The 22,660-nt window shown below is 47.9% G+C and carries 23 protein-coding genes; 12 read left to right on the top strand and 11 right to left on the bottom strand.

Annotation, left to right across the window (positions count from 1 at the left end; translation table 11 throughout):
• The first annotated feature begins 25 nt into the window (after nucleotides 1-25).
• The gene (locus tag AC6ESP_RS21005) at nucleotides 26-511 is read left to right on the top strand and encodes a C40 family peptidase (protein ID WP_497098699.1); all 486 of its coding nucleotides are present in this window, start codon (nucleotides 26-28) and stop codon (nucleotides 509-511) included.
• A gap of 296 nt (nucleotides 512-807) precedes the next feature.
• On the opposite strand, the gene AC6ESP_RS21000 is transcribed toward AC6ESP_RS21005, so the two are convergent.
• From AC6ESP_RS21000 to AC6ESP_RS20980, 5 genes are all read right to left on the bottom strand, one after another.
• Nucleotides 808-1,881 carry a Ger(x)C family spore germination protein gene (locus AC6ESP_RS21000; protein WP_497098698.1) on the bottom strand — a complete coding sequence of 358 codons (1,074 nt, stop codon included), beginning with the start codon at nucleotides 1,879-1,881 and terminating at the stop codon, nucleotides 808-810.
• Nucleotides 1,878-2,954 (bottom strand): GerAB/ArcD/ProY family transporter, encoded by a 1,077-nt coding sequence (locus tag AC6ESP_RS20995; RefSeq protein WP_497098697.1) that lies wholly within the window; start codon nucleotides 2,952-2,954, stop codon nucleotides 1,878-1,880. The genes AC6ESP_RS21000 and AC6ESP_RS20995 overlap by 4 nt, the downstream gene beginning before the upstream one ends.
• A complete protein-coding gene (locus tag AC6ESP_RS20990; RefSeq protein ID WP_497098696.1) occupies nucleotides 2,947-4,278 on the bottom strand; it encodes a spore germination protein in 1,332 nt (443 codons plus the stop codon). The genes AC6ESP_RS20995 and AC6ESP_RS20990 overlap by 8 nt, the downstream gene beginning before the upstream one ends.
• A gap of 114 nt (nucleotides 4,279-4,392) precedes the next feature.
• Nucleotides 4,393-4,653 carry a hypothetical protein gene (locus tag AC6ESP_RS20985; protein ID WP_497098695.1) on the bottom strand — a complete coding sequence of 87 codons (261 nt, stop codon included), beginning with the start codon at nucleotides 4,651-4,653 and terminating at the stop codon, nucleotides 4,393-4,395.
• A gap of 84 nt (nucleotides 4,654-4,737) precedes the next feature.
• Entirely contained in the window at nucleotides 4,738-5,670 is a 933-nt protein-coding gene (locus AC6ESP_RS20980; protein ID WP_497098694.1) for a manganese-dependent inorganic pyrophosphatase, read from the bottom strand.
• A 246-nt stretch (nucleotides 5,671-5,916) separates the two neighbouring features.
• On the opposite strand from AC6ESP_RS20980, the gene AC6ESP_RS20975 reads away from it, so the two are divergent.
• Nucleotides 5,917-6,693, top strand: coding sequence for a Cof-type HAD-IIB family hydrolase (locus AC6ESP_RS20975; protein ID WP_497098693.1), 777 nt, complete (start codon nucleotides 5,917-5,919; stop codon nucleotides 6,691-6,693).
• A 70-nt stretch (nucleotides 6,694-6,763) separates the two neighbouring features.
• On the opposite strand, the gene AC6ESP_RS20970 is transcribed toward AC6ESP_RS20975, so the two are convergent.
• Both AC6ESP_RS20970 and AC6ESP_RS20965 read right to left on the bottom strand, forming a co-directional pair.
• Nucleotides 6,764-7,546: an SDR family NAD(P)-dependent oxidoreductase gene (locus tag AC6ESP_RS20970; protein ID WP_497098692.1), complete on the bottom strand. Its 783-nt coding sequence runs from the start codon at nucleotides 7,544-7,546 to the stop codon at nucleotides 6,764-6,766.
• 72 nt (nucleotides 7,547-7,618) lie between these two features.
• Nucleotides 7,619-7,786, bottom strand: a complete 168-nt coding sequence (locus tag AC6ESP_RS20965; protein WP_497098691.1) for a hypothetical protein — start codon at nucleotides 7,784-7,786, stop codon at nucleotides 7,619-7,621.
• 142 nt (nucleotides 7,787-7,928) lie between these two features.
• Here AC6ESP_RS20965 and AC6ESP_RS20960 point away from each other — a divergent pair, with 142 nt between their 5' ends.
• The 4 genes from AC6ESP_RS20960 to AC6ESP_RS20945 all read left to right on the top strand — a co-directional run bounded on the left by AC6ESP_RS20960 (nucleotide 7,929) and on the right by AC6ESP_RS20945 (nucleotide 11,041).
• The gene (locus AC6ESP_RS20960; protein ID WP_497098690.1) at nucleotides 7,929-9,110 is read left to right on the top strand and encodes an epoxide hydrolase family protein; all 1,182 of its coding nucleotides are present in this window, start codon (nucleotides 7,929-7,931) and stop codon (nucleotides 9,108-9,110) included.
• Nucleotides 9,111-9,146: 36 nt separating this feature from the next.
• Nucleotides 9,147-10,283, top strand: coding sequence for a winged helix DNA-binding domain-containing protein (locus AC6ESP_RS20955; RefSeq protein WP_497098689.1), 1,137 nt, complete (start codon nucleotides 9,147-9,149; stop codon nucleotides 10,281-10,283).
• Between the two features lie 132 nt (nucleotides 10,284-10,415).
• Nucleotides 10,416-10,712, top strand: a complete 297-nt coding sequence (locus AC6ESP_RS20950) for a helix-turn-helix transcriptional regulator (RefSeq protein WP_497098688.1) — start codon at nucleotides 10,416-10,418, stop codon at nucleotides 10,710-10,712.
• 62 nt (nucleotides 10,713-10,774) lie between these two features.
• Entirely contained in the window at nucleotides 10,775-11,041 is a 267-nt protein-coding gene (locus tag AC6ESP_RS20945) for a WCX domain-containing protein (RefSeq protein WP_497098687.1), read from the top strand.
• A gap of 94 nt (nucleotides 11,042-11,135) precedes the next feature.
• On the opposite strand, the gene AC6ESP_RS20940 is transcribed toward AC6ESP_RS20945, so the two are convergent.
• Nucleotides 11,136-11,657 carry a hypothetical protein gene (locus AC6ESP_RS20940; protein ID WP_497098686.1) on the bottom strand — a complete coding sequence of 174 codons (522 nt, stop codon included), beginning with the start codon at nucleotides 11,655-11,657 and terminating at the stop codon, nucleotides 11,136-11,138.
• 189 nt (nucleotides 11,658-11,846) lie between these two features.
• Here AC6ESP_RS20940 and AC6ESP_RS20935 point away from each other — a divergent pair, with 189 nt between their 5' ends.
• The 3 genes from AC6ESP_RS20935 (at nucleotide 11,847) to AC6ESP_RS20925 (ending at nucleotide 15,197) form a co-directional block, all read left to right on the top strand.
• Nucleotides 11,847-12,716 carry a VOC family protein gene (locus tag AC6ESP_RS20935; protein WP_497098685.1) on the top strand — a complete coding sequence of 290 codons (870 nt, stop codon included), beginning with the start codon at nucleotides 11,847-11,849 and terminating at the stop codon, nucleotides 12,714-12,716.
• Nucleotides 12,717-12,960: 244 nt separating this feature from the next.
• Nucleotides 12,961-13,638, top strand: coding sequence for a response regulator transcription factor (locus AC6ESP_RS20930; RefSeq protein WP_497098789.1), 678 nt, complete (start codon nucleotides 12,961-12,963; stop codon nucleotides 13,636-13,638).
• Between the two features lie 2 nt (nucleotides 13,639-13,640).
• Nucleotides 13,641-15,197: a sensor histidine kinase gene (locus tag AC6ESP_RS20925; RefSeq protein ID WP_497098788.1), complete on the top strand. Its 1,557-nt coding sequence runs from the start codon at nucleotides 13,641-13,643 to the stop codon at nucleotides 15,195-15,197.
• Between the two features lie 87 nt (nucleotides 15,198-15,284).
• Here the strand turns inward: AC6ESP_RS20925 and AC6ESP_RS20920 are convergent, their stop codons facing one another.
• On the bottom strand, nucleotides 15,285-16,511 hold the full coding sequence (locus tag AC6ESP_RS20920; RefSeq protein WP_497098684.1) for a purple acid phosphatase family protein: 1,227 nt from the start codon (nucleotides 16,509-16,511) through the stop codon (nucleotides 15,285-15,287).
• Nucleotides 16,512-16,710: 199 nt separating this feature from the next.
• On the opposite strand from AC6ESP_RS20920, the gene AC6ESP_RS20915 reads away from it, so the two are divergent.
• The 3 genes from AC6ESP_RS20915 to AC6ESP_RS20905 are packed head-to-tail and all read left to right on the top strand — an operon-like array spanning nucleotide 16,711 to nucleotide 19,891.
• On the top strand, nucleotides 16,711-17,424 hold the full coding sequence (locus AC6ESP_RS20915) for a polyphosphate polymerase domain-containing protein (RefSeq protein ID WP_497098683.1): 714 nt from the start codon (nucleotides 16,711-16,713) through the stop codon (nucleotides 17,422-17,424).
• A gap of 3 nt (nucleotides 17,425-17,427) precedes the next feature.
• A complete protein-coding gene (locus tag AC6ESP_RS20910) occupies nucleotides 17,428-18,144 on the top strand; it encodes a DUF4956 domain-containing protein (RefSeq protein ID WP_497098682.1) in 717 nt (238 codons plus the stop codon).
• Between the two features lie 19 nt (nucleotides 18,145-18,163).
• Nucleotides 18,164-19,891: a CotH kinase family protein gene (locus tag AC6ESP_RS20905; protein WP_497098681.1), complete on the top strand. Its 1,728-nt coding sequence runs from the start codon at nucleotides 18,164-18,166 to the stop codon at nucleotides 19,889-19,891.
• 305 nt (nucleotides 19,892-20,196) lie between these two features.
• Here AC6ESP_RS20905 and AC6ESP_RS20900 read toward each other — a convergent pair whose 3' ends face one another.
• Together AC6ESP_RS20900 and AC6ESP_RS20895 are read right to left on the bottom strand one after the other, a co-directional pair.
• Nucleotides 20,197-20,832 carry an NAD(P)-dependent oxidoreductase gene (locus tag AC6ESP_RS20900; protein WP_497098680.1) on the bottom strand — a complete coding sequence of 212 codons (636 nt, stop codon included), beginning with the start codon at nucleotides 20,830-20,832 and terminating at the stop codon, nucleotides 20,197-20,199.
• A gap of 85 nt (nucleotides 20,833-20,917) precedes the next feature.
• Nucleotides 20,918-22,558: an ABC1 kinase family protein gene (locus AC6ESP_RS20895; RefSeq protein WP_497098679.1), complete on the bottom strand. Its 1,641-nt coding sequence runs from the start codon at nucleotides 22,556-22,558 to the stop codon at nucleotides 20,918-20,920.
• Nucleotides 22,559-22,660: the final 102 nt, after the last annotated feature.

Below are 22,660 nucleotides of genomic sequence, written 5' to 3'. Positions count from 1 at the left end.
GAATGCGAAAGGATACCATACACCCATGAAAAAACTTAACTCTTTCAAAAAACTAATCAAAATAACTTTATGTACGGCCGTTGGCCTAACTGCCTTTACTCTAGGCGCTGTAACTCACAAAGCAGAAGCTGCAACTCCAGAGACAGTAGCTCTTATCTCTACTGGCAAAAACTATCTAGGCGTACCTTATAAATATGGTGCTCCAGTCGGTGTTACATATGCATTTGACTGCTCGTCCTTCACTCAATATATGTTCAACGGCCTCGATGTATCGCTGCCGCGCACGGCTAGCGCACAAGCATCCAAAGGCGTAAAGGTTCCAAAAACGGAACTGAGCATGGGCGATCTCGTGTTCTTCAAAACAAATGGAAAAAGCATCAGCCACGTAGCGATTTACGCTGGCTCGAACAAAATTCTGCACAGCTCAAGCAGCAAGGGCGTTACCGTATCAGACATGACCTCCTCTTATTGGAGCAAAAACTACGTAACAGCACGCCGTGTACTGAATTAACTTCATTGAATTATAAACAGAAAGGGTACCATCCTAGGGAAGGATGGTACCCTTTCTGCGAGATATAGATGGATTTATAACTCAACTAGAATTCAGGCAATGCGTCGCCCATCTACCAGATATCGCTTTTTATCATTTTGACCATGCCAAGGACGTGTAATTACAATCACGCATCTCTTGAATCAACGGCGCTTGGGTAAACCAGCTATCGAGCCAACCGGAACAAAGGAATGTCCATCCGTCCAGCCCATGGTTAGCATACGAAAACCCTTGTAGTACGCCCCTGTGGCATGATCTTATTTCCCCATTTTTAAATTGCCTGTATTCCGGATGTCCGCAACCGCCTGAAAATCAATGACCAGCTTCGGAAATAGAATGGATTCCCAATCGTTCACTTGCTCGGGAGAGAGCTTTCTGCGAAAAATGACGCCGCTCATCATAATGTCCGAACGTCCTTGACTTACTTTTACATAAAACTGTTGAAACCGCTCCTCGAGAAGCTGCTCCAACTCGCGCTTCAAGACTTCCGTATTCAATCCGCTTGCCTCTTTGGCTTCCAAAACGATGGCTTTCAGATACATCGTGCTTTTCATTCTCGGCGACCCGTTCTCCCATGAAATCCGATGTTTGATGTGTGCTTCCACGATCTGCAGGCTGGCGGATTCCGTGACCTCGACGATACCGCTAATATATCGGCCGCGAAACAGGTTATAAATTAACGTTTCATCCGTGGATATGGTGCCGACCATTCGATCATTGTGAAACAATGCCGAACCTTCGATATGAAACATGCTTTCGGTGCCTTTCTTGATGATAGGCACCGCCATATCCGCTGTGGTGGAATGAATATCCCGGAACGCCTCCCAAGCGTAAGTAAGCGCAATGTTAGGGGTCCATCCCGCGCTCGTATTAAATAGATCGAGCATCTCCGTGCCGCTTTCTTTGCGCATACTTCTCTGATCGCTTATCAATTCGTTGACCGTGCCTTTTACAACGGCAAACGCTGCCTTCGGTTTAATTTCGCGTGCCCGCAGGATGTAATCGAACAAGTCGCCGACTCCCTCCTTGGCGAAAGATTCACTGACCAGGATGAGCGAGAGGTGGAGCAAATCGATGCTTCGTTCCTCATCCTTTCGCATACGGTCCAGTGCTTCACTAATCGTATGCGCCTCGGCATGAATAGCATAAAACTTGCCGCTTTGCGGATCTGGAATTCTCAGGCTGACGATATAAGTCTTCTTGTCTTCACCCAGATCGATGCCCAATATGATGGGCAGCAAGCGTTTATCGATTGACTTTGAATCCCAACAACCGGTTAATGCAAAGAGAAACGCGCTAACCGCGAGAACGGTCATCACCCAACGTTTCAAGTCCGAACCCTCCTCCCCTTCGTCATGCCAACGACATAGATCAGCAATGGAATAAACCCGATGCTATACAACCGTAAAGGAGTGTCCAATAAGATAAACCGTTCGATTGTCTCCCAATCTGGAATCCATACGCAGACAACATACGCCGCCAAAGCTACCACCCAGCAGAGAACTTTTATGGAGTACGGAGCATACAGCTTGACGAGCATCAATGCGGTCATCCGTACTAAAATCGAGGTATAGATAAAGATAAAGGATAAGGTCGACACCACATAAAACATCGTGATTCTGTCGACGAAAAGCCATTCTAAATTAATCGTGTCCATGGCATTCGGAAGCGGATAAGGGAACCTAGCGATCGTCCCAGGGGCATACAACATCAAAGGAATGTAAACCGCAAGAAAATAGAAAGGCAGCAAAAACCCCATTGCAATAAACAGCATCCGTCGAACGCGTGCCGAAGAAAAATCGCAACTCGCCGTCGTCATGCCAAGAAACAAAAAAGCCGAGTGCGCAAGCAGACCCGTCAGGAAACTCCCCTTCCTCCAGAAGAACGGGTCGGCGTCCATCGGAAAAATAAAGTTCAAGTTCGTATTTTGAAAACAGACCATCAAGGAAAATAAGATGAGAGGCATGACGACAGCCATAAGTATGACTGTCCCCCGCAGTATGGCATTAAAGCCATGCAGTGCCGCTTGAAGAGGGATTCCGATCAGAACGAGCAGTATCGCCCAAATCGGCGTCTTTGGCAGGAAAACGACCGTAACCATTTCCGCATGGCTTCGATTTAAGAGTACACAGCTCATAAAGAAATAAACGACGAGGGGCAGCAGCAATATCCTTGCGGTCCAAATGCCGCATTTACGAACGATGTCCGTCAAGTCTTCACCGGGAAAGGCGGCGAGTCCTGCCAAATAGATACGAAGCAAGAGGAGCTCAAGAGCAAAACCCGTCAAGATGTAAGCCCATTGTCCAAAATGTGCGATTTCAATCATGTTCTCCGGATACAGGTAGAAAATCAAACTGAGATGAACCGCGAAAAAAGTGATCGCTATACTCCAGTTTTTACTCATGACCATCCTCCGGGTTTAGATTCAAGCTAAGATAAGGCACCTGGAACGTCGTGATGCATGACAAATAAAAAAGCAGCCAAACCAGGCCGGAGAAGACCCCCATGACTCCAAAAATCGAGCCAAGGATGACGATCACGTATTTGAACAACCGAATCATTAACGCATTCTGCAATCCGACGAACGTAAAGTTGGCGATGATCGACGCGGATATGACAATCAATAGGAGATTACTTACTAATTGTGCCTGAACGGCGGCTTGTCCTAAGATAATGCCGCCGACCATCGTTATGGTCGGCCCGATGCTTTTCGGAAGCCGCACGCTTGCTTCGACGATCATTTCGATGATGACCAGCATGAGTAGTATTTCAAGGACTGCCGGATACGGCACACCTTCCCTGCTCTTGGCCACGGACAAGGCCATGTCGATTCGGAATAATTCCGGATTAACACTGACGAGCGCCACATAGAGTCCCGGGAGAAGAAGGGCCACAAACAGGCCCAGAATCCGCATCCCTTGAAGAAAGAGCGCTACGGATCCCGGCATATTCCGATCGGTGTAAATATTCCATATGTCCGAAATTTTCGGAGGAGCCAACAGCGCGTAAGGCAATTGATCCTGCAGCAGCAGAACTCGCCCTCTCAATAGGAGCGCGGCTGCCTGCTCGGGCAATTCCGACGTGTAAAATAAGGGGACAGGACTCCACCTCCGCTGCCCCAATATTCGCGCGAGATCCTGAATACTTCCGGCATCCGATCGCCTATGCTCCTCAAGCAGGGACTCGATGCGTCTCGCTATAGTGCTGCTTGTTTCACTTTGCATGTGACAAACCGCGATCGCCCGCTTTCTAGCTGTTCCCATTTCTATCCGGCGGACGGCAAGTCTCTGTGAACGCAAATGTATCCTTAAGATTCCGATATTTGAGTCCAGACTTTCCGTGAAGGCATCCGACGCTCCTTGTATGGAGGTTTCGCTTTGGGGTGTATCAATGGATCTCTGCAAAGAGCGGGAAGCCGGTTTCAGAGAAAGGTTGCCAGTCCGGTGAATTAACATCAATCGTCCAGAGAGGATTGCATCCAACACCTCTTGTTCAGATAAATCGCTCTCGGCCTCTAGCTGCAACGCGGCTTCGTTCCAATCCTCGTTCGTGCTCAGCTCGCGAATCCTTCTCATTAAATCAGAAGTTTTAGAGGCATCCGCCAAACTTTTCAAATAACAGAGAGTCAATGGGCCGGCGTTCGTCTCCATCTTCTCGCTCACGAAATCATCGCTTTGGTCGAAATGAAGTTCTAAGAAGCCTACGAGGGGAATCGGTTTATTCTCCATACTCATCTCCAGATCTTGTGTTTTGGTATAATTTATAGTTTCACCAAATCTTTCGAATTTATGAGAGTCCCGTTTGAAGCAATTCTCCTGCAGAAACTAAATTGGCGTTCTCTTTCATTCGTAGTTCGTTTCAACCTTCGTAAGTCTTACCGCCATGTACGGTTTTCCGCTGACATTCGGGGTGTAAATTCGTATGGTGATGTCCAGATTCGGCCATCCCATCATCGCCCTCACCTGTTCAATTGGGAAGGCACCAACGTCGCCGTCCTTCGCCTCCAGCTTCAGGAACGAGCTGAACTTCTTCATCTGGATCGAGATCCACGGCGACATCGGAATTCGGTATCTTCTTAAATTTATAATATGGAACATAGACATTATTCTATAACGAACAAGACCATCAAGCTTCTCTATTCGAGAAAACTTGATGGTCTTGTTCGTTATTACGGTTGTCCGTATATCCTACAGCTTGCTAAGCGTCTCTGTTAGAACAGGAACGATCTGCGATTTGCGGGATACAACACCTTTAAGTACCGCTTTGTTATCTTCAAGCTTTACGTTGTAAGCTTGCTCTACTGCATTCGCTACGCTGCCAAGTGACAGCGCTACGGAATCACTGTTAAGGATGTCCGTTACGACGAATACGAACAGATCCAATCCTTTTTCTGCGATGATATGGTTAAGAGCTGCTTCAAGCTCAGGTTGGCGTACTAGAACATCATTCGTATCAACCGCGTTCACTTGAGCGATTTCTACTTTGTAGCTGCCCATGGAGAATTCTTTTGCATCAAGGGAGATCAGCTGCTCGATCGTTTTGTCTCTCAGATCAGCTCCTGCTTTGAGCATCTCCAGACCATATGTTTCTGCGTTAACGCCAGCGGTTTCAGCAAGCTCACGAGCGGCTGCTACGTCTTCGTCTGTGCAGGTTGGTGATTTGAACAACAAGGAATCAGAGATAATTGCAGACAGCATGAGACCAGCAATTTCTTTACGGATTTCTACGCCTTTTTCTTTGTAGATTTTGTTAAGGATCGTCGCTGTACAACCAACAGGCTCAGCGCGGAAGTAGAGCGGAGCGCTTGTCTCAAAGTTAGCAATACGGTGGTGATCGATTACTTCTACGACAGTAACCTTGTCAATATCAGAAGCACTTTGCTGACGTTCGTTATGGTCAACGAGAATAACGTTGTTTACTTCGTTCGATACGGATTCAACCAATCTAGGAGCTTCTGTCTTGAAATAGTCAAGCGCATATTGAGTCTCGCCGTTCACATCACCTAGACGGACAGGTTCAACATCGAAACCTAGTTTTGATTTCAATTCAGCATAGGCAATCGCCGAACAGATTGTATCTGTATCCGGATTTTTGTGCCCGAAAATAAACGTTTTTTCCATCGTACATCCACCTTATTCCTATAATATTTGGCGGGTCTCCGCCATAAAGTTGCTTCCCAAAAAAGATTATATCGCATTATCAAGGTTGTTCCTATTCCTTTACAGAGAATAATTGAAATTGTCATCTTTTTGAACGGATAGACAGCTTGCCTAATGGACGGAACGAGTGGTATATTACCACAATCAAGCATAATCGGCTTTGCCGTATACAGGTCGGCACAGCGTACAGGATAGGAGAACGTACAAATGGCTTATAAAATTGCTTTTTTTGATATTGACGGCACTCTACTTAATGAAGAGAAACAGATTCCACAGGACACGATTGATGCCATCCGCGAGCTTCAGGAGAATGGTGTTGAAGCGGTTATTGCAACCGGCAGAGCACCCTATTTCTTCGCTCCAATTGCTGCACAGCTCGGCATCGATTCATTCGTCAGCCTTAATGGCGCTTATGTGGTCTACAAAGGCAAACCAATCTTCCAGCGTCCGATACCTCGCACGAGCCTTGAAGCTCTGGTGAATCATGCTGCGACCAACAATCACTCCCTCGTATTCGAAGGCCATGCTGCCTTCTTCGCGAATAGCGAAGCTCATCCCCATATATTCGATTCGGTTTCTTCGCTGCGAGTTGATCAGCCGGGCTATGATCCAGACTTCTGGAAGAAGGAGGATGTCTATCAAGTATTCCTTCACTGCGAAGCAGAGGAAGAGCATTTGTATGGTCAAGCTATACCCGATCTTCGACTAATCCGCTGGCATAAGTCTGCAATGGATGTGCTCTTGAGCGATGGCTCCAAGGCGCTAGGGATTGAAGCGCTGCTGAAGCTTGTCGATATTAAGCCTGAAGAAGCGATCGCTTTCGGGGATGGATTGAACGATAAGGAAATGCTTGAGGTCGTTGGGCTCGGGGTTGCAATGGGCAACTCTCATGAGGAGCTTAAGCCATTCGCAGATTATATTACCACTCATGTGGATGAAGGCGGAATCCGCAACGGCCTGCGCTATGCCGGGCTGATTAAGTAGAATATGGCATACTTAATAATAGCCTGTGCTTACCGCACAGGCTATTCTTTATTCATTATGGACTGGGATGCTACAGAACCGCTGCTTTGCCTCCGTCAATATTTACTGAAGTACCGCTCACATAGGAGGCTGCCTCTGATGCTAAGAAGGTTATCACCTTCGCCGCTTCATCCGCTTGTCCGATTCTTCCGAGCGGTATATCATGGCGAGGATGGGCGGCGAATTGCTCCCATGTCAGCTCTGGATGAAGTGCCTTCCAGCTCTTCTCAATCTGATCACTGCGGATTAATCCAATACATACCGCATTGACCCTAATCTGATCGGAAGCCAGATCCTTGCTCATTGCTTTCGTTAATGCCAGCCCTGCTGCACGGCTAACGGATGTAGGAAGTGAGGATGCCGATGGTGTTTTACCCGCAACTGCTGTCACATTAACGATTGCCCCGCCTCCAGCTTTGCGCATATGAGGAAGTGCAGCTCGCGCCATATGAACAGCTCCGAATACCTTCAGATCCAGATCAGACAGCCATGCCTCTGTCTCGACCTGCTCGAACGGCTTAGCTGCCGATGTTCCCGCATTATTCACCAAGACATCAAGTCGTCCATAGTGCTCAACGGTTCGTTGAACGGCTCGCTCGCATTGTTCCTGTGACGATACGTCCGCGATGATGTACAAAAGCTCCTGCCCCGTCTGCTCTAACACAAGTGCAGCAGCCTCCTTAAGCTGCTCCTCGCCTCTAGCCACGATAGCAACCTGTGCACCCTCTTGAGCCATCTGAATGGCTGTAGCCAGCCCGATCCCTTTACTTCCACCCGTAATTAATGCTATCTTGCCTTGCAATCCTAAATCCATTCATGATCGCCTCCTAATATTCCTAATCGTCTGAACAGGCAGCATAGGTAGCTGCGTGAACGCCATGTCCAACTACATGTGCGGTTGCTGCAGCATGACGGCTGCACGAGACAGCGCAAGCGGCAGCTTGATCGACAGCACGACCAGCCGCATAAGCGGCAATACTGCTGCACGAGCCTCCATTATCGTTAATTCACCATGCAGACACGATCCTCCTGCTTCAATTGCTTGCATGGCCACTCATCATTCGGACCGAAGACTGTACAAATATAAATTTCAATAATAAACAATGTACCCTGACATAATGCTGTCAGGGTACATTGTTTATCATAGGAAGTGTAGAGAAGAACAAGTGCAGTACAAATTAGAGGAGGCTAACCTAATGACCATGTCTAACCAATCGCTTCAGACTTCCAATGCTTCAAGCGCAAGCACAGAGATCGTACCTTTTCACATTTCCATTCCGCAGTCAAGTCTGGATAATCTCCATTACCGACTATTTCATACGCGTTGGCCAGAAGCTCATGCGAATGCAGGCTGGAAATATGGCGTTGCTCTAGATTATGTGAAAGAACTGGCGGAATATTGGAATAATGGATATGAGTGGCGTAAGCATGAAGCGAGGCTCAATGAGTATCCACAGTTTACGACTATGATTGACGGAGCCTCTATTCACTTCCTGCATGTCCGTTCACCAGAGCCCCATGCCATGCCGCTAATTCTGACACATGCATGGCCGAGCTCGATCGTAGAGTTCTGGGACATCATTGGCCCGCTTACGGATCCCAAGTCTCACGGTGGTGATCCAGCCAATGCCTTCCATGTCGTCATTCCATCTTTGCCTGGCTTTGGATTCTCTGGACCGGCGCTTGACAGCAGCTGGGACATTTCTCGTATTGCCAGAGCTTGGGATGTAATAATGAAACGATTGGGCTATGAGCAATATGGTTCTCATGGCAGTGATTGCGGAGCGCTTGTCTCCCGTGAATTAGGCATTCAGAAGCCAGAAGGACTACTCGGCATTCATGTACTGCAGCTGTTCTCCTTCCCCTCTGGTGATCCGTCAGAGATGGTGGATCTGTCCGAGGATGACCAGAAGAGACTGCAGTTTCTAGCAGGCTTCCATGAACGAGCAGGCTATAATGCGATCCAGCAGACTCGTCCGCAAACTCTCTCCTATGGAATAGCCGATTCCCCGACAGGTCAGCTAGCGTGGATTGCTGATTTGTTCTGCGGCTTCGGTGATCATGTCGACTTCATTGATCGCGATGCTTTTCTAACTAATGTCTCTCTCTATTGGTTAACGAATACCTTCGAATCTTCCGCACGTCTATATTATGAAGAAGCGCATAAGCAGCAATCAGCGTCTCAAGGTCCGAATACGACAGTAACTGGCGTTGCCGTATGCGCCTATGATTTCCAATCCATCCGACGCTTCGCTGAGCGTGACAACTCGAATATTGTCCACTGGTCAGAGTTCGATCGTGGTACCCACTTCGGAGCATTAGATGCACCGGAATTAATTGCAGCCGATATTCAAGCCTTCTTCCGCCGCTTCAAATAGGTGGCTCCATACCCTAGACTAGAGGAGAATTCAGTTATGAGCAATGACCAGACAGCCCTTCGTGAGAACACCCCCGTTACCGTTCTTGGACCTCGAGCGTTAAATAGAGCTCTTCTAGCCAGGCAAATGCTGTTAAGGCGCTTACAGCTTCCAGCATTAGAAGTCATTGAACGGCTGGCTGGCCTACAGGCACAAGCTCCTAATGCTCCCTATTATTTTCTGTGGACACGAATAGAAGGATTCAAGCAGGCTGAGCTTTCTTCCCTCCTGCAAGAGAGAAAGGCTGTTCGTATCGCATTGATGCGTTCAACTATACATCTGGTATCCGCACAAGATTGTCTGCAATTTCGACCTTGGCTTCAGCCCGCTCTTGAACGCAGCCTAAAGGGCACCTTCGGAAAGCTTCTGGCTGGCATTAATGCTGAGGCGCTTCGTGCAGCAGGTCGCAGTCTGGTCGAAGCTGCTCCGCTTACCTTCAGTGAACTCGGCAAGCAGCTGCAGGAGCAGTGGCCGGATCGTGATCCTGCTGCGCTGGCAGCGGCTATTCGAACAGAGGTACCTCTCGTCCAAATTCCACCACGCGGGCTTTGGGGCGAGAGCGGCCTAGCTTCCCATACATCAATAGAAGCTTGGTTAGGTCATTCATGTTCTGCCATGCTGAATGCTGACGCTGAGCAAATCCTTGTACGATATCTGAGAGCATTCGGACCAGCGTCCATCAAAGACATGCGGGTATGGTCGGGCATGACTCGTCTGCGGGAAGTGATCGATCGACTGCGTCCCAGATTGGTCACTTTCTTGGATGAGCACGGTACGGAGTTATTCGATCTACATGATGCTCCTCGCCCCGATGAGAATACTCCCTCTCCACCGAGATTCCTTGGCGAGTTCGACAACATGCTGTTATCCTACGAAGATCGGACGCGTATTCTCGATAAGAGCTACTATAAACGGGTATTTACAGTGAACGGTATAATCAAGCCTACCATTCTTGTTGATGGCTTCGTCTCCGGAATATGGTCCATCAAGCGTGAAAGCTCCAGAGCCGTATTGTATATTGAGCCCTTCACGGCACTTTCCGAGCAGGAGCAGACTGCTCTAGCAGAGGAAGGAACTCGATTGCTGCAATTTGCCGCAGCTGATGCTAGTGACCATGACATCGTATTCAGATGAACAAGGTGCTGACTAGCTTCATTTTCACCAACAATCAAGTAAGCAAGAAGGTCGTTAATTAGTCGACGTAGAACTATTATCTTACACCGTTAAAGGTTGGATCTTCGGACTACGGACAAGGAGGGCTTCCACATGAAGCTGGATCGACTGCTTGCGATTACTATGACATTGCTTAATCAGACAAGGGTAAGTGCTACTGATCTTGCTGAACGATTCGAGGTCTCTCTGCGAACCATCTACAGAGATATGGATGCGATTAATTTAGCTAGCATTCCAATCGTGTCATTCCCTGGATTCGACGGAGGTTATGAGATTATGCCTGGCTATCGGTTAGACAAACAAATGTTATCGATGGATGATTTCTCTTCCATTTGTTCCGCATTACGCGGGGCTCGTTCCGCAACAGTCATTCAGATATTGATCATCTGATGGATAGAACTACTGCTCTAATGCCAGATCATTCGAACTTTGAGGATGTCGAGGAGAGATTCATGAGTCAAGCGGATTTCGCCAGGGTAAGTGCCGTGCTGCACTTTGATCCTTCGGTTAAAACTAGAGTGCGAGATGAATTCGGATACGACTCTTTAAACGAACATCCAGATAAGTCTATATCTGTAACAGCGAATTATTCATCCATGGAACGTGCGATTCAGACCATTCTAAGCTATAGCAGTAATGTTACTGTCAGTGGTTCTCCTGAATTGCTTGCTGAGCTGCAGCGGCATGTAGCCAAGATGTTCGAACATTATAAGCTGTAGCCTGTCTGCCTATAGCCTTTGCAATTGCTCCGACAGTTTGTCCTTTAATCTTCAATCCCACGCAGCTCCTCGACAAATCGTCCATACATTCCAGTTAACTCTCTCCGTTTCCGTTTCTGGCCATTATCGTATTCTCCACCGTCCTATCAACCACATATCCAGAGTGGCCGCGTTCAGTGATCGCCTTGCTGGACGTAAAGTCTATCTTATAACGATCCAATGTGACGTCAAGAACGACCTTATCGTCTTTGACAAAAACAAGCTTATGCAGACTATCATCACTGAGTGGATGATCACCTAAGCTAGCCTGATCAATCAAATATCCCACATAAGATTCATTCGTATGCCATTTGCTCTGAACGGCCTGCTCCATACTTTCTCTTGGTGTATAAGGCTGGAACATATACATCCTGTCCCATTCGAATGGCGCAAGATCCGTCATCTCGAACGTATCCTTCTCTTGAATCACTTCATCGAGCCTGTCCACAAACTCTGATCTATGGTCATTGTTTACTTTATAATGTTGATAATTCGAATAGCTGAGCACAATAGGTACAGCTATGAGGATAACAACTGCTATAAGAACAGTAATAAGAACCTTATATCTGACTCGCATGGAATCCTCCTTCTGGTAGGTATCTAATAGCAGCATGTATTCTTATAACGGACGGATGGAATAATCGATTTGTTGCAAAATGGCAGAGAGCCGTTATTCCGTGACATATCCTGACTGGTAATCAGCTTGACAATCATCAATATATTATCTATATTTGATTACAAAAAGTAACCAAAGGAGATTGTTGCAATGACTTATTCCATTCACGCAGATACCGTCCTTGGACCGGTAAAGCTTAAAATAAGCCAATTAACACGTTCCATCCAGTTCTATGAGGAGGTCGTTGGCTTAAAGGTACTGACGCAAGATGCCACAACAGCAGCCCTGACAGCAGACGGAGCAACTCCACTGGTCCTGCTGGAGCAAATCCCTAATGCAATTGTGGCTAAGCCAAGAAGTACGAGCGGATTGTATCATTTCGCTATTCTGCTCCCAAGCCGTCAATCTCTCGGCGCAGCTCTGAAAAGACTGATTGCCTCAAACATTCACATTGGGCAAGCCGATCATCTGGTAAGTGAAGCACTATACATCTCAGATCCAGATAACAATGGTATCGAGATTTATGCTGATCGTCCGCGCTCCACTTGGAAGCGGGAAGCGAGCGGCGACTATGTGATGGCGACTGATCCTCTGGATTGGGAAGATCTGCTGGAGCAAGCCGATGATCAGCTAGTGGCCAGTATGCCAGCAGGTACGAATATTGGGCATGTTCATCTGCATACCGTCGGCCTACCGGAATCCCGTGCCTTTTACCATACCCTATTAGGCTTTGATATTGTTGGGGATTACACGGCTATGAGAGCACTATTCATATCCGCCGGAGGATACCATCATCATATCGGATTGAATATCTGGGCTGGAATCGGAGCCCCCGCTCCATCTCCTCAATCAACCGGGCTCGACTATTTCACTATTGTATATCCTAATCAAGAAGAGCTTCGTATTGCACTTGAGCGGCTCGAGACAGCTGGAACGCCTGCTGCTGCCCGACAAGATGGAGCTATATTCGCAACCGATCCTTCCGGCATCCGTATCCACTTGACGGCAGGAATGCAATAAAGACAGCCGCTTCACGGTGGCAGTTCGTGCAATTTAAGAGAAGCTAGATACTCAGAAACAGCAGTTCCTCCTATTCACAAGGAACTGCTGTTTCTCATTATAGCTGTACCTGCTTAGGACAGCGGATAGGCTGAAGGAATACTGAAAGTTTGCTGAATAAGCAGGTATAATAGATGCAACTTCCATCGAAAAAGCTGATAATGAGATAGCAAGGCAAGTGAAGGAGGCTCGAACAGTGACAGCAATGAAAGGCATACGAATATTAATAGCTGATGATGAACCTCATATTGTGCAATTTCTTGAGCTTGGATTGATAAATGAAGGCTTTGAGATTAGCACCGCCTCCGATGGCATGGCAGCGCTGCAGCAAGCCCGGACTTTCAAGCCACAAGTTGTCATACTTGACGTTATGATGCCTGAGCTGAATGGCTTCGAGGTATGTCATGCGCTCAAAGAAACGGGAGATAACATTGCCGTCATCATGCTCACAGCCAAAGATGATGTTGAGGATCGGGTAAAGGGACTTACGCTTGGCGCTGATGATTATGTCGTTAAACCGTTCAGCTTCGATGAGCTGCTCGCACGTATTCAAGCACGACTGCGCAACCAATTCCCAGCCCTTCTCAGCGAAGCGACCTATGGTCCTTTTCGAATCGACGATCGGCGCAAAGAGCTTATTTATAGAGATACCGTGCTTGAGCTATCCCCTACGGAGTATGAGCTGCTCAAATTCATCGTGATGAATAACGGTGTCGTTCTAAGCAAGTCATTAATTCTGGACAAGGTATGGGGCTATCAATTCGGCGGTGAAGAAAATATTGTCGAGGTCTATATCCGCTCTCTACGCGATAAGCTCGGAGACAAAGACCATAGACTGATCCGTACATTGCGCGGAGCGGGCTATCGTATGGATATGCCATGACAATGACGATTGCCCAGCGGATAAGCTATTTCCTTAGGCCAAAGTCGCTTCGCTATCAGCTGCTGCAGCGAACACTGCTTGTGATGGCTGTACTGCTCCTTATGATTGGCATTCTCCAATACGTATTGATGAAGGACTTCCTCTATAACAATAAGGCCGAGGCGCTTGAGGCCCAGCTCTCATCATTGCCCCCTAATTGGTTCAACAAAGCGATGGAGGACTGGCGTCCACATGAGGATACGGCAAGCAGCAGCGGCGGAATGCCAGAACGCATGCCTCCGCAATCCCCTATATTCTATCAGCCTGGCTTATCATTCGCTGTTATGGATACGGACGGAAGCAGCTTCACCGATATGACGACAGGCAATGAAATGCTGTCCCCTCAGCTCCCACAGCAGCAGTACGAGCAAATAAAGCTGGAGCTCAGCGAGTATAGGCCAATAGGTTACCTAATTGCTCATGACAGTAATGGCGTTGAGCAGCTTCTCGTGTTCCGGCTGCTTGGCCCTCCGGGCAGCTCTTATGGTTTAGTTCAAGCAGGCACTGAAACCTCTGCCCTGCAGACCGTGTTGATGACCCAGCTCGCTATCTTCATCGGTTTATCCATCCTAGCTCTGACAGGAGGACTGTCTCTGTATCTCCCTCTCCTTCGCAGAACGCTGCAGCCACTATCACGCACCGTTCAAGCTGTTGGACAGACAGATGCAGGCAATCTGACCGATCGCCTGCCTATTAATCAAGGGCAGCTTGAAATCGATCGGTTATCTGAGGCATTCAACAGCATGCTGGAGCGGCTGGATTCTTCATTCGAAACCGAGCGCCGAACAACCGAGCAGATGCGGCGCTTCATCGCTGATGCCTCTCATGAGCTTCGCACACCGCTAACCTCCATTCAAGGCTTTCTTGAGGTGCTCCTGCGTGGTGCCGCTGCTGCCAATCCGGAACAGCTGCACCGCGCTTTAACGAGCATGCAGCTGGAATCGAAGCGCATTAATAAGCTTGTTGAGCATTTGTTGCTGCTAGCGAAGCTGGATCAAGCCCCGTCTGCGCCGCTCAGCCCAACTCGGCTGGATAGGCTGCTCCATGAGATGGATGCTCAGCTTCATATGCTGGCAGGAAGCCGGACGATCCATATCGACATTGTGTCTCGTGTATCCGTGCTATGTCAGCCTGACCAGATGAAGCAGGTCATCTTGAATTTGTTCCTCAACGCTGTTCAGCATACGGATCCAGACAAAGGCGCTATTACCTTATCTCTCCGTTCAGATGGCGACTATGCCAAATTAGTCGTGAGGGATAACGGCAGCGGTATTAGGGAGGAGCATATCCCTCATCTGTTCGAACGATTCTATCGCAGTGAATCCTCACGGACACGCAAATCTGGGGGTGCCGGGCTTGGTCTCGCTATTACGAAATCTATCATTGACGCACATGAAGGACAGATTGAAATTATTAGCCAAATTGGAATCGGCAGTACATTCCTAGTCCAGCTGCCTCTTAGACAGGATTCGCAGGATATGCAGCAAGCCATCTCCAATAATGACGGAGATGACTCTTAGCAGCAAAAAGGGATACTTCAGAAGCAGATTTCCACCCTGGCTTCTAGAGTATCCCTTTCTTTTACCCAAACTGCTTACCCACTTGTGCTAATGCTGAATGACGAACTCATCGAGCTTGCTGCCATCCACATCATACGCCTCGTAGGTCAACGTATCACCCTTCACGCTAATCCCTGCGTACATCTGCTTCTCATTCTGGAAGTGGACCGCATGATAGAACTGATCCTCCTTCTTGTCATTGAATTTAGGTCCTGCCGTATTCGTCACCACGTATACAGTCCCCTTCCCATCCTCGGCAATTCCCCCGTCTACCATCGGATAAGATCGCGCATATTCATGGTTATGTCCCTGCAGCACTAGATCAACACCATACTCGTCGAATACCTCTACCCAATCATCAATCTTCTTATATGAATTACCTCCGTAAGCGGGACGATGAATAGCTGCAATCAGCCACGGCTGATCCGTATTTGCCAGATCCTCTTGGAGCCACTTGGTCTGCCCCTTAATATTCGATTCGGTATTCAGAACGACAATATGAGCCGTACCGTAATCGAATGAATAGGAGGTTCCTGAGATGGAATCCTTCGCCCCATTATCCGGTACATTGAAGTGGGACACATACTGGTCAGTGTTGCCGTCCACCTCATCATGGTTGCCTGTAACAGGCATGAGAGGCATTGTCGTTACAAAAGCTTGTGCTTTCGTGAACAAATGGTACCATGCCAGCTCATCGCCCGGCTCCTCTGTGAAGTCTCCGTTATGAACGATAAAGCTGGCATTAGGGAATGTCTTGAATGCTTGGCTCAGCGTATTCCCCCACAGCTCAAAGTCTTGCTCGGTGACCCCTTGAGAATCCGTTACATTAATGAATGAGAATTGATCCGTCCCGATCGCCTCGGTCTTGAACGTCGCAATATCACTCCATTCCTTATCCTTGCCGCTTCCTACCCGATAAGAATAAGTGGTACCCGGCTCAAGCCCAGTCGCCTCCGCTTTATGAACGCCTTGCTTGCTGCCGCTGCCTATATCCACAATGGAAGAATCACCCTCGGTAGTCTTAACTTCCGCTCCGTCAAAAACAGTTGCATCTCCTTGGTGGCCCTCGACCAATTGCACAATAGTGCTCGCGGTCGTGTTCTTCGTATGCCATGTAAAAGCACGGCTCGTATGCGCATCTCCCTTGAAGGTCGTAACCAAGGATTGCGGCTTGTCCGCGCTATCTGCCTGTAACCACTCTATCCCCAACACTACACCTATCATGACTGCGCATAAGGCAGCTATCAACAGAATATCTCTGCGTTTTCTAATCATGCCTGACAACCTCCTGTCTTGCTTATTACGATAAAGCTCCCTTGCGATAGAAGTCAAATGCATTCAGCGTACTTTCAGCCAGCATTAATTTAAGTATCAGTAATTACAGATACAATAGCATTTGTAAACCGATTGTTAACGATTTGTAAACGCAGTATTAACACGAATGCAGCATTCTGAATTGGAAATGGGGTGTAACATGACTACTAATTTGAAATATCGGCATGAGCTTAAGTTTTTTATTAACCAGCATCAATATTTCACCATTCGGCAGCGCTTGAAAAACTTGATGAAGCAGGATGAGAATGTAGGGCCGACAGGTGAGTACCATATTCGAAGCTTGTACTTCGATGATATTAATAACAAAGCACTTCATGAGAAGCTAGGCGGTATTCGCGACCGGTCGAAATATCGTATTCGGGTATACAATGTCTCGGACAAGGTCATTCATTTTGAGAAAAAAATCAAATTCCGAGATTATATTGCCAAGGTGAAATTCTCTCTAACCCGCGATATGTACGATAAAATCATGGCTGGCGACTACGAGGTGCTTAATGTGCCAGACAAGCCCTTAATGATGGAATTGTATAACGAAATGAATCACAACCTGCTCCGTCCGAAGGTCATTGTCGATTACGTTCGCGAGCCTTATGTATGCCACAACGGCAATGTGCGCATTACCTTCGACAAGGAGCTTCGTACAGGACTTCATTCTGTTGATATTTTCGACCCGAATTTGGAACCGGTTCGCGCCATCGATAACAATCTGATCATCCTTGAGGTGAAATACGATGAGTATATCCCTGGCTATATTCAAACTGCGTTGCAGCTCGAAGGCTTGAACCGGCAATCCGCTTCAAAGTATGTTATTTGCCGTAAATTTCTTAAATTCAACACTTGGGAGGATTTTTAGACGATGGAAACGACACCAACAACGACAGCAGCCGAAGATACGGCCACTAATTTCACAGATATTCTGAAAGACTCGGTAATTGGCAATTTCAGCTCGGACATCTCGATCTCCAAAATATTAATTACATTCGCAGTCGCTTTTGTAGTAGGCTTGTTCATCTACACGCTGTACAAACGAATCTTCAGCGGCGTGCTGTATTCCAAAAGCTTCAACATTTCACTAATCGGTATGACGATGGTAACAGCGATGGTCATCATTGCGATCAATTCCAACCTTGTATTGTCACTCGGTATGGTCGGCGCACTCTCCATCGTACGGTTCAGAACACCGATCAAAGATCCAACCGATCTGATCTTCCTCTTCTGGGCAGCAGCAGCAGGTATCGTGACAGGCGCAGGCTTCTTCACATTAGCTGTCATCGGCTCGGTTATCGTTGGACTGATCATGTTCTTCTTCGTCAAAGGCGGCTCCATTGAAACGCCGTACCTGCTAGTTGTGAACTGCGATGGAGATGCAAGCGAGCAAGCTGTACACAACCAAATGGGCGCTATTGTGAAGCGTTATAATGTGAAGCAAAAAACCGTAACGACCGGCAATATTGAGATCACGCTTGAAGTACGCTTGAAGGACCAGGAAGGCAAGTTCGTTAATCAACTATCAGGAATTGCAGGGGTTAAAAATGCGGTCCTAATCAGCTACAGCGGAGATTATGTATCTTAACGATCGGATGGTGTTGAAGATGAAAGCGAAGTTATCCGCCATTCTTCTATGCCTTTGCTCCATTGTCCTGATCGTAGGGCTGACAGGATGCGCAGGAAACTCCACCTCCTCCGGGAATGGAGACACAGCGGCTACGGCGGCTGCCTCGGAAGATGAGCAATTCATAGATGAAACGGTATTCCCCAAAGATAAAGTAGTCGATGTCAAAATTACGCTTGCCGAGGAAGACTTTCAGGACATGATGGATAATGCGAGTGCTGAAGAGATCAAGATGGCTTCCGTTGATTACAACGGAGAGCACTTCGACAATATCGGCGTTCGGACCAAAGGCAATCTAAGCCTGCGCAGTGTCGTAAGCATGGAGGATTCGGATCGATACAGCCTCAAGCTGTCATTCGATGAATATGTCAATCAGACACTCGGCGGCATTAGCAAAATCAATCTGAACAACAATTATAGCGACGCCAGCTATATGCGTGAATTTCTAACCTACGAGTTAGCAGAATCAATGGGACTGCCTACCCCTAAGTATTCCTTCGTCAATGTTTATGTGAACGACGAGTTGTACGGCTTTTATCTGGCTGTAGAACAAATAGGCGAAGCTTACTTAGAGCGTAATTTCGATAATTCCTATGGAGCGCTGTACAAAGGCATTATGAGTACAGGAAGCGATCTCCTGTGGATAGACGACAATACCGATTCTTATCCTGGACTTGAAATGAAATCAGAGAAATCCAATGACGATATTCTGATTGATATGCTGGATGAGCTGAACAGTGGCACCGATTACGGGAAATACATTAATGTTGAGGATGCGCTTGGATACATTGCTCTTAATGTAACGGCGACTAATACAGACAGTTACCTTGGATCCAATAAGCAAAATTATTATTTGTATGAGGATGACGGCGTATTCTCTATTCTGCCCTGGGACTACAACATGGCCTTCGGCGGTCTAGGCAAAACAAGCCTGCTCATTGATGAACCAACGCAAGGCGCTTTAGCTGAACGTCCACTCATCGCTAAGCTGCTCGCTGTTGATGAGTACAAGGAGCTGTACCATTCTATCATTGCTGAAGCCCTTAATGGCTACTTGTCAGAGGATGTATTCGCAGCGCGGGTACAGGAGCTGCAAGAGCTGATCTCTCCTTATGTGGAGGCTGACCCATCGTCATTCTACACCTATGAGGAATATGAAGCAGCTATTCCTTCGTTAGTATCGTACAACGCCTCAACTGTCGAGAACTATACGCAGCAGCTTGATGGAACAATCGCTTCCTCAGGAGACGGTTCCGGCAGCGGCAACGATATGAGCGGCATGGGCGGCATGGGCGGCTTCGGTGGTGGCGGCGATCGCCCAGCGATGGGTAATCAGACTGACGCTGCTGCTATTGCGCAAGGCGGTCAGGCTCAGCAGCCTCCAACGGATGGCACTGATACTGGCGCCAATGCGCAAGGCGGTCAAGCCCAGCAGCCTCCAACGGATGGCGCTGATGCTGGCACCAATGCGCAAGGCGGTCAGGGCGGCATGCAAGGTGGCCCTGGTGGTATGGGTGGCGGTGGATTTGACGGTGGCGGCATGCCTGGCGGTATGGGTGGCGGCGGATTCGGATTCGGCGGACCAGATGGTCAAGGCACTCAGCAGCCGCAAGGCAGCACCAGCGAAGCTATTGCTGCAGGCGTTTCAATCGTCATTCTACTACTAGCTTGCCTATTCATCGCTTTCTATAAGCGTAAGAGATTATAAAATCACACAAAAGCAGTCCGACCAGAATTAACGGTCGAACTGCTTTTGTTTATATACATAAAAATAATGACAACGGCATTCCTGACTTATGTGCAGCATTATCTGGATTCCTAGAGCTCGATAGCCCTTAATCCTGACTTTTGTGCAGCATTATCCAGATTCCTAGAGCTCGGAAGCCCTTAATCCTGACTTTTATGCAGCATTATCCGGACTCCTAGAGCTCGGAAGCCCTTAATCCTGACTTTTGTGCAGCATCAGCAATGTGCGAGCCCCTATACATCCATAGTGCGCAGCAGTCCCGCAGCTTACTCTTTCTCCGATGCTACTGTGAAGCGCTCGTTAACATGCTGTGGGTTCTCGATCTCATCCACAATAGCAATCGCATAATCCTCGTAGCTGACATAGCTATCGCCTTTGCTGTTCACAAGCAGGAATTCCGTACCTTTAATGTAAGTGCCTGTCCGCTTGCCAAGTGCAAACTCAGCTGAAGGGCTGACGAAGGTCCATTTGAGGTTGCTAGACTCACGCAGAGTCTCCAGGTTCTTGCCTTGGTTCGAAGCTGTCGGCTTAACGAAGTCAGGGAATCCTGGCGTATCGATGACACGAGTTGTTTTCTCCGGATCTACGTAGAGGCTGCCCGCTCCACCAACGACGATTAAGCGTGTGTCACTGCCAGTAAGAGCATGAATAAGGACATTGCCTGCATCTACATGCAGATGCTCAGAACCGAATGGTGCGCCAAAAGCATTGACAACAACATCGAACGCCTTAAGGTCATCCGCAGTAACGCTGAATACATCCTTCTCCAGCACAGCGGCACCGCTGCCCTCTACCTTCGCTGCATCTCTTACGATCGCTGTAACCTCATGACCTCTATCTAGTGCTTCTTTAACGATATTGCTTCCTGCTTTGCCGCTTGCTCCAATAACTGCTATTTTCATGATGATAACCTCCATTTAGTTGAGTTTCTCTTCCTGTAACTATAATAGTTACAACTCAAGCTTTTGTCAACCTCTTGTCCAAATTTCAGTATCGACCTGATCGAACGATCGCATATATAATCCATAGAAACAGAAGCGCAGCGATGCTGAACCCAATCTCAATAGCCGGAATCCGCCATAAAATCGTACTCTGATGCCCCATCGATGAACCGATGATTAGGCCTACCATAATGATGCTGAATGACAGCAGCACTATGCTAAGGGATAACCGATTGCTAATTTGATCCATCTTATTCAGAAAAGCGCCAAGCTCAGGTACGGTTATTTCGAATCCGAATTTCCCTTTTCGAAGTGCGCTCATCAAGCTTTTCAAGCTCAGCGGCAGCTCCGTCAGAAGTCCAACATACTCAGGAGCATCCTCCCGCCATTGATGAATAATACGCCTCAGATCGAATCGCTCCAGCATCAACTTGCGTCCGATTGGCTCCGCCACATCGAATACACGGAAGGAAGGATCGAGTGTGGTAACTACGCTTTCCATCATCAGGAAGGTTTTGCCGAGCAGCGTAAGCTCTGAAGGAATTCGGATCTGATGACGAAAAGCCAGCGCTAATAGATCATGAATGGCATCCCCGAAGCTCACTTCACTAAGCGGAACCTGATAATATTTCTCCCTCATTTCATCTACATCCGCACGCAATAGCTTTCTATCGGTCTCGTCCGGGATGAAGCCCATGCCCGATATCGCTCTAATAACCCCGTTCGTACTCTGATTCCGCAGAGCAATGACAAAGGATGCAAAATGCTTCTTCATTTCCGCCGACAGCCTGCCCTCCATTCCGAAATCCAAGAAGGCCAAGCTTCCATCTGCGAGTGCCAGCACATTGCCTGGATGAGGATCTCCATGGAAGAAGCCATCTATTAGCACCTGATGAAAAATAGTCCCAGCATACCGCTCAGCAATCGCTTTGCGATCCATTCCAGCTTCATCCAGCCTCTCGCGATCGGACACCTTAATACCTTCGATGAATTCCATCGTGATCATCCGCCTCGTGGAGTAATCCCAATAAATAGCTGGAATATGGATGCCTTCAAGCTTCTTCGATAACCCTGCGAATTTCTCTGTATGACGCGCCTCAAGACCATAATCAAGCTCGGCACGAAGCGCCTTGGCCAATTCTTCAATCATATCGCGGAGCCGATAGCTGCGTGCCCACTCCAGCTTGCCTTCCGCTACTCTTGCAAGCTCAGACAATAGCTCCAGATCCGTATCAATCATCGTCTGAATGGACGGACGCTGCACCTTCACTGCTACTATTGTGCCGTCATGAAGCTTAGCGCGATATACTTGCCCTATCGATGCAGAGGCCAGTGGATGCTCGCTAAATTCAGCGAATAATGCCTCGGGAGGTGCTCCCAGCTCTTCTTCTATAATCAAGGCAGCTTCCTGATAGGAGAATGGCATAACCTGATCCTGAAGATGCTCCAACTCGGCAATAATATCAGACGGAATTAAGTCTGGGCGTATACTGGCTATCTGGCCTAGCTTCACGAAGGTAGGTCCCAGATCCTCTAGGAATGAGCGAACCCGTTCACCGGTCGTCCGCCTATGTAAACCTTGATCATTACTGCTGCGAAACAGGTATATGGTGTCAGGAAGCCCCAGCTCTTTGGCGATGTATCCGAATCCATTACGGACAAAAGCAACAGCAATTTGCGAGGCCACTGAAAAAGTCCCCTTGAGGCAAGAAAGGTACATTCACTCATAAAATGAGGAGGATGTACCTTTTTTTTTGTATAATTAAAGCATTACAAGGGAGCAGGTGAG

Source organism: Paenibacillus xinjiangensis (assembly GCF_059686975.1).
Note: the sequence above shows the minus strand (reverse complement) of the source record. Positions and strands in the feature narration are given on the sequence as shown.